This window comes from Neisseria sp. (assembly GCF_030527965.1).
Lineage (GTDB): Bacteria > Pseudomonadota > Gammaproteobacteria > Burkholderiales > Neisseriaceae > Neisseria.
The window spans coordinates 22,689-39,324 of sequence record NZ_JAUMZU010000004.1 but is presented as its reverse complement, the minus strand read 5'-3'; the positions used below and the strand labels follow the sequence as shown (position 1 = coordinate 39,324).

Sequence of the window (16,636 nt, the reverse complement as noted above, 5' to 3'; positions counted from 1 at the left end):
CACAAACCAACAAAATTATTCAAACACTTTTCAGACAGGCCTTTAAACTTGTTTTACTTGCCGATAAGCAGATATGCATTTCATCAAAAGCTCCAACACGTCGTCAGGTTTAGGCATCCGGCCGATTCCACCGATATTTTGTGCATATTCCGAAGTCTGCACACCCGTCTTAATCGGATCCGAATCTGTATAAATGCCCACCAGCGGCTTATCTAACGCATTCGCCAAATGGAGCAGGCCAGTATCAACGCCAACCACGCTCTCTGCATTTTGAAGCAAGTCTGCCGCCTGCAATAAATTCATCTTGTTGCACACAACAACAAACGGCAGCTCAGCAGCAATTTTTTCAGCACGCATCTTCTCAGCCTCACCGCCCCACGGCAAATAAACAGCTGCTCCGTCTTGTTGATACAACGCCTTTAAAAAAGTCAACCAATTATCAAGCGGCCACAGTTTACTATCCCTGCTTGTCGCATGGAGTACAACATGATAGGGACGAACCAGCCCTTCAAGCCTAGCCGCTTCTGGCACCACCAATCCAAACCGCATTTCTTCAGGTAATTCGTAGCCGAAAGCCTGTGCAAACAACAAACGGTTACGCAATACCGCATCTTGACCCTTGGCAACAAAAAACGTTTGGTTATAAAAAAAAGATGAAAATCCCTCGCGGGCGCTTTTCTTATCCAAACCCTTTATCGGCGCATTTGCCAACTTTGCAAATGATACGCTTTTAAACAACCCTTGGCTGTCTATCGAAAAGTCGTAACACTCTTGCTGCAATGTTTTTCGCAAATGATTGATTTCGCACCACGTCCGTCTCCGAACCAAGCACTTACGCCACCGACGCCATTGCAAAGTATGAACTTTTTTTATAAACGGGTGCAATTTCGCAATATCGGCAAACGATTCCTCACACAACCAATGCAACTCCAAATCCGGCTTCATCCGAGACAAGTCGTTTATTGCAGGCAAGGTGTGAATCAAATCACCCATACTGGATAAGCGTACCAACAAAACCTTCATCCGTATCACTACTCCGCTTTATTTACAAATGCCTGCCTGAAACCTTGTTTCACGTGAAACAACCCAACCTATTGATTTTAAATAATTTCGTATAGAATCTGCATTTTCCAAAACAATTGCGCCGCATTCAATCATTTCCTGCCATGCCGCTTCCACTGTTGCCGGCATAATGCCTCTGCAAGCCGCCGCATTTACGATAACGCGCCACGGCCCGCCTTTTAAAAGTTGCAAAACCGTTGTTTTAACACAATAATCGGTTGCCAAACCGCCAACAATGATAATTTTTGCATCACACAAAGACAACCATTCAATCAATCCGGTGCTCAACCGCTCTTCAATATCATGGAAACACGCCCCATATGGATGCAAAGAAGGATCAACGCCTTTCCAAACACAATAATCGTAGCCGCTTAAATCAGGCAAACCATCAAGCAGATCAAAGCCGCCCGTTCCAACCATTGCATGAGAAACCCACGTTACATCGGCATTTTTTAACCCTGTCGGCTTCAACATATCCACAGGATTTTCCACAAGCCATTTAGCAGACGGATGGTGTGCATCTTTTGTCATCACTCTCAAATCGGCCAAGCGAGCCTGTTCGTTCAACTCGCCGACAATCATATCGCCTTCTTCAACCGGAAGCTCGTTCGGACAAAGCGGAGTAAAGGTTTTCTGTGCGTCCACATCAATCGAAACAATCATCGGCTATCCCTGCTTAATGTCTGAAACCGGCATATTATAACAAAAGCCACTCTTCGGCGTGATACAATTCCCCAAACTTTTCAACAAACTTATCCACATGCACTATACAATAGAAACCATCGGTACGGTTCAATCGCCTTACAAACAAAAATTCGGCATTGCCCGCCAACCGGGCTTGGTTCCTGCTGCCAACGTTTGTATCGTACTGGATGATCGTTTTAATTCCGACAGCGTACGCGGCTTGCAGGATTTTGATTATATTTGGGTGCATTTTATTTTTCACGATGTGCTTGGAGAAGGTTGGGCGCCGCTGGTCCGCCCGCCGCGCTTAGGCGGCAAACAAAAAAAAGGCGTGTTTGCTACCAGAAGCCCTCATCGGCCCAATCATTTGGGCTTATCTTTGCTCAAACTCGAGCGAATCACAATCGACAACGGTATTAAGCTCTGGTGCAGCGGAGCCGATTTGCTGGATCAAACACCTATTATCGATATCAAGCCTTATATTCCGTTTGCCGAAGCAAAGCCGAATGCCGCGGCCGGTTTTGTAACCGGCTCTCCGTCCGAATTAGAAGTTTACTGGCATGAAAACAGCGGAAAACAACAGCTTTCTGAAACTTTAATCAAGTTAATCAGCCAAAGTATTGCGCAAGACCCTCGCCCCGCCTACCAAAATATTCCCGACCGCGTATATGTGATGAATATAGCGGATTATGAAATTAAATTTCAAATTAATGAGAATAGGGCATTGGTTTTGTCTGCAACCATCATGCCTATCTGAAAATGAAATAATCTGAAATTAAACCGATTATTCCACATCAGACGGCACGATAGAAAATATCAATCAAAAAATCATGAAAACTACTGGTTTTGCCCCTATTTTAATTAACATTCAGACAGGCATTCGGCCGTCTGCCCCCATCAGAGTGAGAATCTTATGAAAAACGATATATTGCTAAACCTAGCAGATGAACCGCGTTTTAACGAAATCGAAACCGCCGACATCAAACCCGCCATGCAAAAAGCCATGGAAGAAGCGAAAAAAGCCATTGCAGAAATCAAAGCCCAATCCGAAACCACATGGCTCAACACAGTAGAACGCCTAACGGACATTACCGAAAAAGTCGGTCGAATCTGGGGCGTCGTTTCCCATTTAAACTCAGTGGTCGATACACCCGAATTACGCGCGGAATATAATGCGCTAATGCCGGAAGTTACTGCCTTTTTTACAGAAATCGGCCAAGATATCGAACTTTATACACGCTTTAAAGCCATTAAAGCTTCGCCTGAGTTCGATAAATTGGATGCCGCACGCAAAACCAAACTGGAACATGATTTGCGTGATTTCGTATTGAGCGGCGCTGAATTACCGCCAACAGAGCAAGTTCGTTTTGCCGAACTTCAAACCGAAAGCGCCCAGTTGGCCGCACAATTCAGCCAAAACGTGTTGGATGCAACCGACGCTTTTTCCATTTATCTGGATGACGACAGCCGCCTTACCGGCATTCCTGAAGATGCCAAAGCCCTGTTTGCCGCCGATGCGCAATCCGAAGGCAAACAAGGCTACAAAATCGGTTTGCAGATGCCGCATTATCTGGCCGTAATGCAATATGCCGATGATCGCGAGCTGCGTGCCGAAATGTACCGTGCCTACACCACCCGCGCCAGTGAATTCGGAAAACCCGAATGGGACAATACCGGCAACATTACCCGCAGGCTGGAAATTGCACAAGAAGAAGCCAAACTGCTCGGCTTTGCCAATTATGCCCAGTTATCGCTTTATACCAAAATGGCCGAATCGCCGGAGCAAGTTATCGAGTTTTTGCGTGATTTATCCAAGCGAGCCAAACCTTTTGCCGAAAAAGATTTGGCGGAAGTTCAATCTTTTGCCAAAGAAAACCTTGGCATCAGCGAGCCGCAGGCTTGGGATTTACCTTACGCCAGCGAAAAATTGCGAGAAGCCAAATATGCTTTTTCCGTAACAGAAGTGAAAAAATATTTCCCGGCTGGTAAAGTATTAAGCGGCTTGTTCTCCCAAATCAAACGCTTATACGGTGTTAATTTAATCGCCAAAACCGTACCCGTATGGCATCCCGACGTATGTTATTTTGAATTGGAAAAAGGCGGTTCGATTATCGGCGGCGTTTACATGGATTTATACGCCCGCGAAGGAAAGCGTGGCGGCGCATGGATGAACGATTACCGCGGCCGGCGGCGTTTCCTTTCTGAAAACAAAGCAGGCCAAATACAAAACCCTGTGGCCTATTTGGTTTGTAACTTTACCCCGCCCGTCAACGGTAAAGAAGCGCACTTAACGCATGATGAAATCCTGACCTTATTCCATGAAACCGGCCACGGCTTGCATCACTTGCTCACACGCATAGATGAATTGGGCGTATCGGGAATCAACGGCGTGGAATGGGATGCCGTGGAATTGCCTAGCCAATTTATGGAAAATTTCGTATGGGAATACGATGTATTGTCGGAAATGTCTGAACATGAAGAAACCGGACAGCCGTTACCGCGTGAATTGTTTGACAAAATGGTGGCGGCCAAAAACTTCCAACGCGGCATGTTTATCGTACGCCAGATGGAGTTCGGTTTGTTTGATATGTTGATTTATGGCGAAACAGACCCGGCCAAACAAGCTGATTGGGCTCAAACACTGAAAAAAGTAAGGCAGGAAGTGGCGGTAGTTCATCCTCCCGAATTCAACCGTTTCGCCAACAGTTTCGGCCACATTTTCGCCGGCGGCTATTCTGCCGGGTATTATAGCTACGCATGGGCAGAAGTTTTAAGCGCCGATGCCTACGCTGCTTTTGAAGAAAGTGACGATATCAAAGCAACCGGAGCCCGATTCTGGAATGAAATTCTTGCTATGGGCGGCAGCCGCAGTGCAATGGATTCTTTCAAAGCTTTCCGAGGTAGAGAGCCGAAAATCGACGCCTTGTTGCGCCACAGCGGTTTTGACGAGGCAGCTTAATCCGTCTCAAAATTAAGAATAAAAATGCCTACCTGAAAGATTTTTGGAAAAATCAGCCAGAAATTGCAATTTTATTGCAATTATTATCACTTTTAAATATAATTAACTATTTACAGTAAAATTTCATAAAAGCCGGCCATATTTTAAATATGGCCGTTATTTTTTTGTTTTCAGACAGGCTTAATATTATTTAAATTTATCTTTTTTTGTTTTTATTCAATAAATTAGAATAAAACTCTCTATTCATAAATTATGTAAATAGCCATTGTAATTTTTTAATAAGATTAATTATCATTATAATTCTCTTTTTTAAAAAATATTCTTAATGGTTAAAATGTTCAAAGCATCTCCTGTTTTTTTATCTATTTTGTATTGTTTTCCTGCATTTAGCTGGGCTGATGCAGATAAGCCTAATGCGCCTGTTTCAACAGATTATGTGGCGTCCGGGCAATCGTCCCACACGCCTGCAATAGAAGTATCCACCGTCAACGTGATAGGTTCCCGTGCCAATGCACCTTTTCAAAAACCTTTTGCCACCAGTCATCGGGACAATGATGTTTTAGGGCAAGATATCAACACCATTATCCGCACCATGCCCGGAACGTTTACTCAACACGATCTCGGACAAGGCGGTTTTGCCGTAAATATCCGCGGATTGGAAGGCTTCGGAAGGGTAAACACAACAATCGACGGCGTCAGCCAAACCTTCTATCAAGCGAACCCTGCACACGGCTGGAACGGCAGCACGACTTATATAGACGAAAACTTTATTTCAAGTATTGACGTTAACCGTGGTGCGGTTTCCGGAGCATCAGGAATAAACGCTTTAACCGGCAGCGCTGAATTCCGCACCATTGGTGTGGATGACTTGGTTGCCGAAGGTAAAAATTTCGGCGTGAAAACAACCTACCGGCGCGGCAGCAATGGTTATGGCAAAAACGGCATGATCGGTATCGGTTCGCGTTTGGATTTAGATAACGGCGGTAGTGTCGGTTTTATAAGTGCCATCAGCGGCAAGCGAAAATACGGTTATAAAAACGGCGCGGGAGAATTGATTGCAGGAGATGATTTCAATAGCTCTGTTGCTGCAGAAAGTGGTTCCAAGTCTTGGGGAACATTAAACAAAATTCAAATCAAACCCAATAGCCACCACAGTTTTACATTGAGCCACTTATACAATAGAGCAAGATTTTTAAATAACCACAGCCCGTTAGAAGTTAAAACTCAAATGGGCTTATTAAAATACCGCTACAACCCCTTATCGGATTGGGTTGACCTGCATGCAGATATTGCCTATAGCGAAGCGAAGCAAAACTTTTTATCTGCAGAAAACTCTCAGGAATCTTATGTCGGGCGAACCACCCGAAACCCTGCTTTATCTCTGGTATTAAAAAACCAAACCTTATTTGACGTAGGCGGGAACGATTTGTCTTTCAATTACGGTACGAAAATTACCCGTGTTCGTTATAACAGCAATCATTCCAATAAATCGCTTTTAGTCGAAGGCCAGCAAAACTTAGACAGCGCTTTTATTGATGCCAATTGGCAGCCCGGAAAATGGATATTATCAGCCGGAATACATTATGAAAGATACGGATTGCGGGGTTATCTGCCGCCGACAGACGATAACGGATCCATCATTTTACCCAAAGGCGGTAACATCCATTTCAATCGAAAAGAAAACCATGTCAACCCGCGTATCGGCATAAGTTACAAGCCATTGGATTGGCTTGAGCTTTACACCAACATAGGCAAAAGCAGCCGCAGCCCGAATGTTCAGGAATTTATGTATGTCAATAACAATAAAGGCAATCCTTATTCGGTTAACCCCTATCTGAAAGGGGAGTCTTCATTCAACCGCGATTTAGGGTTTAATATTTTCAAGCAAGGCTTGTTCGCAGAAAACGATACTTTGCGTATGAAAGTAAACTATTTCAATAATCAGGTTAAAAACTATATTTTACAAGATCAGTTTTACGTGTGTGGCAATACAGATTTGAGCCGTTGCAGTTATGAGGATTATTTTGATGGTACGCATGAAAATCGTCTTACTCCAATAGGTGTATACCGAAACATACCCGATACAACTCATATGCGGGGTTGGGAATTGGAGGGCGGTTATGATTTCGGCCGTGCTTATGTCAATATGAGCTGGAGTAAAACTCGAACAGATTTCCCGCCCGACTATCTCTCTGCTTTAGGCATTTCCCATATCAGAACACAGCCAGAAAGCGTTTGGATGATAGATGCTGGTACCCGTTGGCTAAATAACCGCCTCATTGTTGGATGGCGGATAAGCTTTACCGGCAAAGATTCCGTTGCCGGCGAAACAGATATCGATACAGACATTCAAGCAGTCAATAAAGTCGACAAAAACCCTAAATTGTTCGACTTATACGCCATCTATAAAGCCAGTAAAAATCTAAGCCTCTTTTTGAATATTGATAATGTTACCAATCGTGTTTACAACTATCCGCTTAGCGGCGGTACATTAGCCACAGGAAACTTAGGCCCGGACAATAATGCCAATAGCGGAACAGGCAGAGGCCGTACCATTTATGGCGGTTTGACGCTGAAATTCTAAATTTCCTTTAATAGCATAATAGCAAATCATTGTTTAGCTTTATTCAAAGCGTTTTCAGACAGGCTTTGCAAAACATTTAAAGAAACGTTTTTATTATGAAGAAGTTACTGCTTACTATCGCCCTGAGCTTCACGCTCGGATTCGCTTATGCCGAGCCGGCTCCTCAGGGGCGAATTTACGATGCAACGGCCCGGCACGATATTACGCCGGAAGCCTTAATTTCATCTTTGCAACAAGCCGATATCGTATTAATCGGCGAAAAACATGACGACTCCGCACATCACGAGGCCGAGCTATGGCTATTGCAGCAAACAGCAGAGCAAAGGAACAAAGGCTCGGTATTGCTGGAGATGATTGACGCCTCGCAGCAAAAAGACGTAACCGAGGTGCAGCAATGGCTTTTGAACGGAGGAAAAACCAGCGAACGAAGGCTGGCAGGCAAAATGAATTGGAACGGAGCATGGGACTGGACTGCTTATTCGGGCGTGATGAACTTCATTATGCGGCAGCCTGCCACAGTATTAGCTGCCAACCCGCCGCGATCCCAAACCCTTGCGGCAACCGGTTTTATGCCGCACGGAAAAAACAGCAGCAATTTTGAAGTGCGCAAAACCTTAGCCGAACTGATGGACTCCAATCACGGCAGTACCGACGGTTTGGTTTCCATGCAACAATTCAAAGACCATACTATGACCGCCAACTTGATGGCCGCACCAAAGCCCGCTTGGTTGCTGGCCGGTTCGATTCATACCTCGAAACACCTTGGCGTACCTTTGTTTTTAAAAGATGCCGCGTTCCCGAGCAAGCTGAAAGTCGTCATACTCACGGATAAAGAGAGCGATATCGACCCCGGGCATGGAGACTATATTTGGTATCTGAATCAATCCGTAAAACATTAAGCGAGCCGCACCTAACACGCCGCCAACTCAAAGAATCAAAGGAATGTTTATGTCCAACACCCTCTATCAACGCTATCTCGAATTGAAAAAACAAGGCATACACCAGCGTGATGCCGTTGCCCGATTAGGCGTAAGCGAAGGAGAACTCATCGCCAGTTTTTCCGACACGCAATACCTCGGCAGCGACATCATGGCTTTCTTGCCCGAATTGGTAAAGCTCGGCGAAGTAAAAAGTGCTGTTCGGAATTCCGTTGCCCTGCATGAAAAAAAAGGGCTGTATAAAAATCTCGATCTCTCGCCCATGATGGGAACCGCAATTAACCTCGGCGGCCTTGATCTGCGCCTGTTTTTAAAACGCTGGAAACACATTCTGGCGGTTAAAACCAACCAGACTTACGCTTTTCATTTTTACGATGCCTACGGCAAAGCGATTGAAAAGGTTTTCGTGACCGATAAATCGGCAATTCCTGCATGGGAACAACTCTGCCAGAAATATTCAAGCAATCAGCAACCCGTTTTCGAGCCAGCCCCGCCGCAAGAGCCATATCAGGCCATAACCTTGCCGGCAGAAAAAATTCAAGAATATCAACAAGAATGGCAGAATTTAAAAAATGTGCATCATTTCCGCATTATCCTTGCCGAATTCGGCATTGATCGATTACAAGGGCTGGAATATGCGCCGGAAAAAGATGCTCAAAGATTGAACAACGAATCGATTGAATTTATTTTCAAGCAATGTGCGCAGCGTGGAATCACTTTACTGATTTTTGTTAACAACAGCGGAATGGTGCAAATTCAGACAGGCAAAGTGCATCACGTCGGCCGGGCAGAAGGCTATCTGAATATTCTGGATGAAGATGAAGAACATTTCAGCTTCTATTTAAAGGACGATGCTTTAGCCGAAGTATGGTTTGTCCGCCGTCCGGGCAGCACCGGCATCGTTCACAGCTTGGAGGCTTATAATAGCAATAGGGAGCTTGTACTCCAGCTTTTCGGCCGACCGGCCGATGCAGAAGAAGAACCGCAACAATGGCGTGATTTAATTACGGAAACATTAGAAACGTTTAAAAAATAAATTTTCAATTTTCCTGAATAAAATGGATTAAAAACGAAAGGCCCCCGAATGAAGAAACAGATTTTTACAGCTTTACTGGCTCTGTTGGCCATACCGAGCTTTGCTCAACGCATCGTCGTGTTAACACCCGATGTCGCCGACATCGTCGCTCAAATCGGCGCGGAAAAAGAAGTGGTCGGCATTCACGAATTCAACCGCAATCCGGTTTATAAAAACATTCCGACCATCGGTTTTTACCGCAATTTCTCATCCGAACCGATTTTGGCGAAAAAGCCGGATTTAGTCATCGGTAGCTGGATGGCAAAACCCGACGGCATTTATGCGCAAATTAACCGCACCGGCGTGCACGCCGAAAACGTGATCCCTTCCGAATCTTTGGAACAATATCAGCAAAGCTTTGAGCGCATCGGCAAATTGCTCAATAAAATGCCGCAAGCCTCGGCGCTGGCGCAGCGTTTTAAAAACAACATCAAGCAACTTCCTTCCACCGGCAAACGCTATATTCTCAGCTATGACGGGCGCTATGTTTCAGGTAAAAACACCGTGGGCGATACTTTAATCAAACTGGCCGGCGGCATAAACGCAGCCGCTTCGGTAGACGGCCTGAAACCCTTTTCCCGCGAAGCCTGGCTGACGGCCAAACCCGATGTAATTATCATTGCCAAGCACAATGAAAAAAACATCGGCGGTCTTGCCAAAGTGTTGGCCCGCCCTGAAATTGCCGCCAGCCCCGCTGCTAAAAACAAACACGTTCTGTTTTGGGAGGCCGAAGATTATATGCGCTACGGCCTTTATACGCCCGATATCGTCGGCCGCTTAAACCGTTTGGGTAAATAATGCCTGTCTGAAAACCAATGGCCGGCAAGCCGGTATCAACCTTTCATGAACGAAAAAACCATCCGATGAAAAAATGGCTGTTAATTTTGCCGCCTCTGTTTGCGGTTTTGCTCTGGTTTTGCGCCGGCATAGGCGAGGGCGGCTGGAACAACCCTTTCAATGCCGATCCCGTATTGATGGAAATACGGCTGCCTCGGCTGTTTGTTGCATTGCTGGTTGGTGCCGCATTATCTGCCAGCGGCGCGGCTTTGCAAGCCTTATTTGAAAATCCGTTGGCCGATCCGAGCTTGATCGGCACGTCCGGCGGGGCGGCGATGGGGGTTGTGCTGGCAATTGCTTTGGGCTGGAATATCGGTATTCCTCTGGCGGCGTTTCTAGGTGCTTTTATCGTATGTATTTTGATTCTTGCCGGGCACCATTTAGTAGGCGGCGGTAAGCTGGGTTTGCTGGTGATGGGTTTTGTCATCAGCTCGCTCTGTGCGGCTCTTGTTAGCCTGATTTTGTTTTTATCAGACGATATGGCTTTACGCAGTGCGATGACTTGGCTTTCCGGCAGTTTTTCAGAAGCAGGTTTCGTTTCCCCCTTATACGCGGGCAGCGTTATGTTGGCCGGATTGCTGTTGCTGCTGGCGATAGGCCGCCGTTTGGATTGCTTGCTACTTGGCGACGAAGTGGCGCATACGATGGGCATCAGCGTTCAAACAACGCGCATTCTAACCATAATCGGTTCTGCCTTAATGACGGGAGCGGCCGTATCACTGGGGGGGATTATCGGTTTTGTCGGCATGATGATTCCCAATGTGCTGGCTCAGGCGGTAGGTGGCGGAAGAACCCGCCTGATTACGCTTTCCGCACTTGTCGGTTCGCTGTTTATGCTGTCGGCCGATACCTTCGCCCGTTGGGTGGTTTATCCTATCGACTTGCCGGTAGGCATCGTCATTGCTATTCTCGGCGGCCCATTTTTCCTTTGGCTGATTGTAAAAGACAGGCAGGTTTGATATGTCTTTATTAATTGAAAACTGTACGGTCAAAGCCGGCCGCCGCACCATTCTGGAAATCCAGCGTGCCGAATTCCCCGCCCACTGCACCAGCGCCGTTATCGGCCCCAACGGTGCAGGGAAATCGACCTTGCTGAAGCAGTTTCTACGCCATTCGCAAGCAAGCTGGTGCGGAGAAAACATCAAAACCGTTTTGCGCCAAGGCAAAATCGCTTGGGTCGGCCAACATGAGCAATTTCAGCTGCCAATGACATTATCGGAATATGTGCTGATGGGCCGCTACCCGAAACTGGCTTGGTATCAGCGCCCGAAACGCGCCGACAAAGGTCAGGCTCTCGACTTACTTGCACAATTCGATTTAACCGAGCTGCAAAACAAACGCATCGAAACGCTCAGCGGCGGCGAACAACAGCGCGCAGCCATCGTTCGCGCCCTGTTGCAAGGCGCAGAAGTGCTACTGATGGATGAACCGACCAATCACCTCGATGTGCGCCACCAACACAGGCTGATGCATTTTTTACGTTCTTTGCCGCAAAATCATTTGACTGTCATTATGGTATTGCACGATATCAATCTCGCCGCCCACTATGCAGAATACATTTTATTAATGGATCAGGGAAAAGTAGTTCAGTGCGGCCAAACCGAGCATGTGATGAACAACGATACATTAAGCCGGATTTATAACTGGCCGATTTTAAAACACACGCAAGACAATCAAGTTTGGTTTCAACCGCAAACGCTTTAAGTAAAATAAAAAGCCTGTCTGAAAACCGATATAGTTTTTCAGACAGGCTTTTATACCAACAATTCAATGCTCATCAATCAACGCATTCACAAATACGCGCGCATCAAAAGGTCTCAAATCATCAATACGCTCGCCTACGCCGATATAACGCACCGGAATAGGGCGGCTGGAAGCCAAAGCAGCCAACACACCACCTTTGGCCGTGCCATCAAGCTTGGTTACAATCAAACCGGTTACACCGAGCGCATCATCAAAAGCAACCACTTGATTGACCGCATTCTGACCAATATTCGCATCCAGCACCACAATGATTTCATGCGGCGCTTCGGGTAAAGCTTTTTGCAGCACCCGTTTAACCTTTTTAATTTCTTCCATCAAATGAAGCTGCGTCGGCAAACGGCCTGCCGTATCAGCCAGCACAATATCAATGCCGCGCGCTTTGGCCGCTTCAACCGCATCAAAACAAACGGCAGCCGAATCACCTTTAGCTTGAGAAATAACCGTAACACCGTTACGCGCGCCCCATTCTTGAAGCTGTTCACGGGCAGCTGCACGAAACGTATCGCCTGCCGCCAGAATCACCGATTTCCCTTGCGATTGAAAATATTTGGCCAGTTTGCCGATGGAAGTGGTTTTCCCTGCACCGTTAATCCCCGCCATCATAATCACAAAAGGCTTTTTATCTGCCGGAATTTCCAACGGCGCTTCCAGAGGTTTGAGCAAATCATAAATCGCATCTTTCAGCGCTTGCCGTAATTCTGCACCATCTTTCAAACCTTTAAGCGATACACGATGGCGAATGTCCTTCATCAGATATTCCGTCGCTTCAATACCCATATCGCTGGTTATCAAAACAGTTTCCAGCTCTTCGTACAAATCTTCATCAATCTGGCCGCCGCCAAACACACCGGCAAGCGATTTAGCCATTTGATCCCGCGATTTGGTCAAACCTTTTTTCAAGCGGGCAGCCCAACTGAGCTTTTCTTCTTGCGAAACTTCCGGCGCAACGGTTTGCACAAGGGGATCGGTTGTTTCAGATTCAAAAACAGGCTCTTTTACTAAAACTTCTTCAGCCTTCAGTTCAGATTCCGGTGCTTGACCAACAGACGAGCTAATTTCGCGGTTTTCCTGCAAAACCACATTTTCATTCACCATCGCAACTTCTTCATTTGCCGAATTTTCTTGGATATCGACAACTTCAGTTTCAGTTACGTTATTTTCCGCAGAACCAACCTCAAGTTCCGTTTCCGTATTCTCTTCTTTTTTCTTGCGTTTAAAAAAGCTGAACATATAGTATTCTCTTTTTATTAACCGTTTATATCGAACGCTTATTGTAGCTTAATTCACCCGTATTTGTATGCCTGCCTGAAACAAAACAAACCGTTCGGAAATAGGTTTTCCGAACGGTTCGAATAAATTTAAGAGGCAGGCGGATATTTACAGAGCCATGTCCAGCTTACGCATTTGCTCGCGAGTCATCGGCATAGCGTCGAAGCTGACATTCAAGCCCAACTCACTATCGTCAAAACCGATTTCTTCAGCCTGAATTTTCAACACAGGTCTGCTGGTTTTCTTTTTTTCAGCAAACTGTGCGGAAACTGAAACATGATCTTGTTCTTTATTGCTTTTGCGGTTGAATAAAAAGCCTAGCATGATTTTTTCCTTTTTCGTCTGATAAAAGCAGCGTGGAATAAATCGATTATGCTTATTCCGTTTGCCGACCCGTAAAATTTTTTAATAATCTTAATTGAAATTATTTCTTATTTGTTGGATTGCATTCTAGCCTATGTTTCTATTATTGAAAACAGACAAACGGCTATTATTTTTTGATATTTGAATCATATTATTGATTTTATTAATTATTTATTTTTTAAAAATGTGCCGTTTATACAAAAAATATACCGTTTAGTCTTGATAACCGGTATAAATCCATAAAAAAAAGCCTGTCTGAAAATTGGTTTCAGACAGGCTTTTTTACCTAAAAACATCTGCTTTTATTTAATCAAACCGGCAAAATACTTGAGGGTTCGTACCAATTGGCAAGTATAAGACATTTCGTTATCGTACCAAGCAACGGTTTTTACCAGTTGTTTATCGCCCACGGTCAACACGCGGGTTTGAGTGGCATCGAAAAGAGAGCCGAATTTCATACCAATAACATCAGAAGAAACCAACGGTTCTTCCGTATAACCATAAGATTCATTTTGCGCCGCTTTCATCGCAGCATTAACTTCTTCTTTGGTTACCTTTTTATCCAAAACAGTTACCAATTCGGTTAAGGAACCTGTTGCAACAGGAACCCGTTGCGCAGAGCCGTCAAGTTTGCCGTTAAGCTCGGGAATAACCAATCCGATCGCTTTTGCAGCACCAGTGCTGTTGGGCACAATATTTTGAGCAGCAGCACGGGCACGGCGGAAATCGCCTTTGCGATGCGGTGCATCAAGGGTATTTTGATCGCCGGTGTAAGCGTGAATTGTGGTCATCAAACCTTCTACCACACCAAATTTTTCTTGCAATACGGCAGCCATAGGCGCCAAGCAGTTGGTTGTGCAAGAAGCGCCTGAAATCACAGTTTCGCTGCCATCTAATGTGTTTTGGTTAACATTGAATACAATGGTTTTCACATCATTGCCACCGGGAGCAGAAATAACTACTTTCTTAGCACCCGCACGAATGTGAGCTTCGGCTTTCTCTTTGCTGGTAAAGAAACCGGTACATTCCAATACTACGTCTACGCCTAATTGACCCCACGGCAGCTCTTCAGGATTGGCATTGGCAAATGCTTTGATTTCTTTGCCGTTAACAATCACAGCATTTTCTTTTAATTCGACGGTGCCTTGAAAACGGCCTTGAGTAGTATCGTATTTGAATAAATGAACCAACATATCAGCCGGAGTTAGATCATTAATCGCTACTACTTCGATACCTTCAGTTTTAATAATCTGGCGCAATGCCAAACGACCGATACGGCCAAAACCATTAATCGCTACTTTGATGCTCATTTCTAACTCCTATCTGAAATTTAAGTTTTATTAAAAGCGTAAATATTTAATTATCAAGGTATTATCAGCAAACCGCTTGAATAAGCAGCTATTGTCAGTATGGCAGTTATCTGTAACTTACAGATGAAAAAATCATACCGGGCTGGGTTGATAGTCTTTTTATCATATTTCCTTATTACTACCTAAAATTACATGCTTTTGTTTAGACAAATCTGATTAAAATCAGTTTTTTAATAAGTTTTTAAACTTTGATTTTTATATAAAAAAGATAATAATGAAGAAAGCATCCTTTAAAGTAAAAAAATTCTGTGGATAAATAGTATTTTCATTAAAAAAATCAAAAACTAAGTTTACCTAAAAATCAGGGGAAAACCCTAGGAAAAAAGCATGGAAAAAAATAAAGAAAAGCTGTGTAGAAAATTGAGCAAAATAGCTTGGAACTGGAAAAGGGTATTGATAAACTTACTTTATCCATAAACAAATTCAATGTTGCCATGCATGGTTTTCCCGTATGATGGCATGGAAAGAAAACCTTAATAAGGAAAACATATGTTACAGCGCACGCTTGCCGCTTCCGTTCGTGCTACAGGCGTAGGTTTGCATTCAGGAGAGCGGGTTTCCCTAACCTTGCATCCTGCTCCTGAAAACAGTGGTATTGCCTTTCGCCGTACCGATTTACAAGGCGAACAGGGTGAAATTATTAAACTTTCTCCTTATCTGATTAATGATACGCGCCTTTCTTCTACCGTGGTAACTGAACAAGGCGTGCGTGTCGGAACGATTGAGCACATTATGTCGGCTCTGGCTGCTTATGGTGTGGATAACACTTTGATAGAGCTGAATGCGCCGGAAATTCCGATTATGGACGGTTCCAGCTTGCCTTTTATCTATCTTTTGCAAGACGCGGGTATCGTAGACCAAAAGGCCCAAAAAAAATTCTTGCGGATTTTGAAAGAAGTAGAAGTTCGCGAACAAGGAAAATGGGTAAAATTCACGCCTTATAATGGTTTTAAAGTCGCATTAACCATTGAGTTTGATCATCCTGTGTTCAATCGCAGCAATCCTCGTTTTGAAATTGATTTTGCCGGTAAATCTTATATAGAAGAAATTGCTCGAGCTCGTACTTTTGGCTTTATGCAGGAAGTGGAAATGATGCGTTCGCATAATTTGGGTTTGGGTGGCAATCTTTCTAATGCAATTGTAATCGACGACACCGATATATTGAATCCTGACGGTCTGCGTTATCCGGATGAATTTGTTCGCCATAAAATTCTTGATGCCATCGGCGACTTATATATTCTAGGGCACCCGATTATCGGGGCATTTGAGGGTTATAAATCCGGCCACGCCATTAATAATGCCTTGTTGCGCAAAATTCTGGAAGACGATACTTCCTATGAATGGATAGAGTTTAAACAAGACGAAGAATTGCCTTCCGCTTTTCACAGTTTAAGGTTGGATGCCGCTTAGAGTAAAATACCTGTCTGAATTTTTCAGACAGGTATTTTTTAATACTTTTCCAAAGTTATCCACGAAATTAGAGAAAAGCAGAAAAGTTATCCTCATTTTTCCAATTAAACCACAAGTGTTTTCCAAAGCATTGCCTTTAGATAAGTTTTTTATTTTAAAGGGATATATAAGCTTACCCACAAAAAAGACTTTTGTTCATCTTAATCATCATTTTTTAATAAATAAAATAAGAGAAATTTAATTCTAAAAAAGAGGAAAAAGTTAAGGTAAAGATTGTTATTTCCTTGCTGAATGGGGTAAAGTAGCGAAATTTGAAAAATA

Annotated in this window: 14 protein-coding genes; 9 read left to right on the top strand and 5 right to left on the bottom strand. The window is 44.4% G+C overall.

Translation table 11 applies throughout. The features are described 5' to 3' along the window. Nucleotides 1-42 precede the first annotated feature (42 nt). Together waaC and Q4A84_RS02795 are read right to left on the bottom strand one after the other, a co-directional pair. A complete protein-coding gene (gene waaC / locus Q4A84_RS02800) occupies nucleotides 43-1,023 on the bottom strand; it encodes a lipopolysaccharide heptosyltransferase I (RefSeq protein ID WP_303087412.1) in 981 nt (326 codons plus the stop codon). Between the two features lie 18 nt (nucleotides 1,024-1,041). Next, a complete protein-coding gene (locus Q4A84_RS02795; RefSeq protein ID WP_303087411.1) occupies nucleotides 1,042-1,725 on the bottom strand; it encodes an isochorismatase family protein in 684 nt (227 codons plus the stop codon). A gap of 97 nt (nucleotides 1,726-1,822) precedes the next feature. On the opposite strand from Q4A84_RS02795, the gene tsaA reads away from it, so the two are divergent. From tsaA to Q4A84_RS02755, 8 genes are all read left to right on the top strand, one after another. Beyond that, entirely contained in the window at nucleotides 1,823-2,503 is a 681-nt protein-coding gene (gene tsaA / locus Q4A84_RS02790) for a tRNA (N6-threonylcarbamoyladenosine(37)-N6)-methyltransferase TrmO (RefSeq protein ID WP_303087410.1), read from the top strand. A 156-nt stretch (nucleotides 2,504-2,659) separates the two neighbouring features. Then, the gene (locus Q4A84_RS02785; RefSeq protein ID WP_303087409.1) at nucleotides 2,660-4,705 is read left to right on the top strand and encodes a M3 family metallopeptidase; all 2,046 of its coding nucleotides are present in this window, start codon (nucleotides 2,660-2,662) and stop codon (nucleotides 4,703-4,705) included. A 436-nt stretch (nucleotides 4,706-5,141) separates the two neighbouring features. Beyond that, nucleotides 5,142-7,289 (top strand): TonB-dependent receptor, encoded by a 2,148-nt coding sequence (locus tag Q4A84_RS02780; protein WP_303087408.1) that lies wholly within the window; start codon nucleotides 5,142-5,144, stop codon nucleotides 7,287-7,289. 95 nt (nucleotides 7,290-7,384) lie between these two features. Next, nucleotides 7,385-8,188 (top strand): ChaN family lipoprotein, encoded by an 804-nt coding sequence (locus tag Q4A84_RS02775; protein WP_303087407.1) that lies wholly within the window; start codon nucleotides 7,385-7,387, stop codon nucleotides 8,186-8,188. 49 nt (nucleotides 8,189-8,237) lie between these two features. Further along, nucleotides 8,238-9,263, top strand: a complete 1,026-nt coding sequence (locus Q4A84_RS02770; RefSeq protein WP_303087406.1) for a ChuX/HutX family heme-like substrate-binding protein — start codon at nucleotides 8,238-8,240, stop codon at nucleotides 9,261-9,263. Between the two features lie 48 nt (nucleotides 9,264-9,311). Continuing rightward, a complete protein-coding gene (locus tag Q4A84_RS02765; RefSeq protein ID WP_303087405.1) occupies nucleotides 9,312-10,100 on the top strand; it encodes a hemin ABC transporter substrate-binding protein in 789 nt (262 codons plus the stop codon). A 65-nt stretch (nucleotides 10,101-10,165) separates the two neighbouring features. After that, nucleotides 10,166-11,098, top strand: coding sequence for an iron ABC transporter permease (locus tag Q4A84_RS02760; protein WP_303087404.1), 933 nt, complete (start codon nucleotides 10,166-10,168; stop codon nucleotides 11,096-11,098). 1 nt (nucleotide 11,099) lies between these two features. Beyond that, the gene (locus tag Q4A84_RS02755) at nucleotides 11,100-11,843 is read left to right on the top strand and encodes an ABC transporter ATP-binding protein (RefSeq protein ID WP_303087403.1); all 744 of its coding nucleotides are present in this window, start codon (nucleotides 11,100-11,102) and stop codon (nucleotides 11,841-11,843) included. A 63-nt stretch (nucleotides 11,844-11,906) separates the two neighbouring features. Here Q4A84_RS02755 and ftsY read toward each other — a convergent pair whose 3' ends face one another. The 3 genes from ftsY to gap all read right to left on the bottom strand — a co-directional run bounded on the left by ftsY (nucleotide 11,907) and on the right by gap (nucleotide 14,845). Next, nucleotides 11,907-13,133 (bottom strand): signal recognition particle-docking protein FtsY, encoded by a 1,227-nt coding sequence (gene ftsY, locus Q4A84_RS02750; protein WP_303087402.1) that lies wholly within the window; start codon nucleotides 13,131-13,133, stop codon nucleotides 11,907-11,909. 147 nt (nucleotides 13,134-13,280) lie between these two features. After that, nucleotides 13,281-13,496 carry a hypothetical protein gene (locus Q4A84_RS02745; RefSeq protein WP_303087401.1) on the bottom strand — a complete coding sequence of 72 codons (216 nt, stop codon included), beginning with the start codon at nucleotides 13,494-13,496 and terminating at the stop codon, nucleotides 13,281-13,283. Between the two features lie 341 nt (nucleotides 13,497-13,837). After that, nucleotides 13,838-14,845: a type I glyceraldehyde-3-phosphate dehydrogenase gene (gene gap / locus Q4A84_RS02740; protein WP_303087400.1), complete on the bottom strand. Its 1,008-nt coding sequence runs from the start codon at nucleotides 14,843-14,845 to the stop codon at nucleotides 13,838-13,840. 549 nt (nucleotides 14,846-15,394) lie between these two features. On the opposite strand from gap, the gene lpxC reads away from it, so the two are divergent. Further along, a complete protein-coding gene (lpxC, locus tag Q4A84_RS02735; RefSeq protein WP_303087399.1) occupies nucleotides 15,395-16,315 on the top strand; it encodes a UDP-3-O-acyl-N-acetylglucosamine deacetylase in 921 nt (306 codons plus the stop codon). The last annotated feature ends 321 nt before the right edge of the window (nucleotides 16,316-16,636 follow it).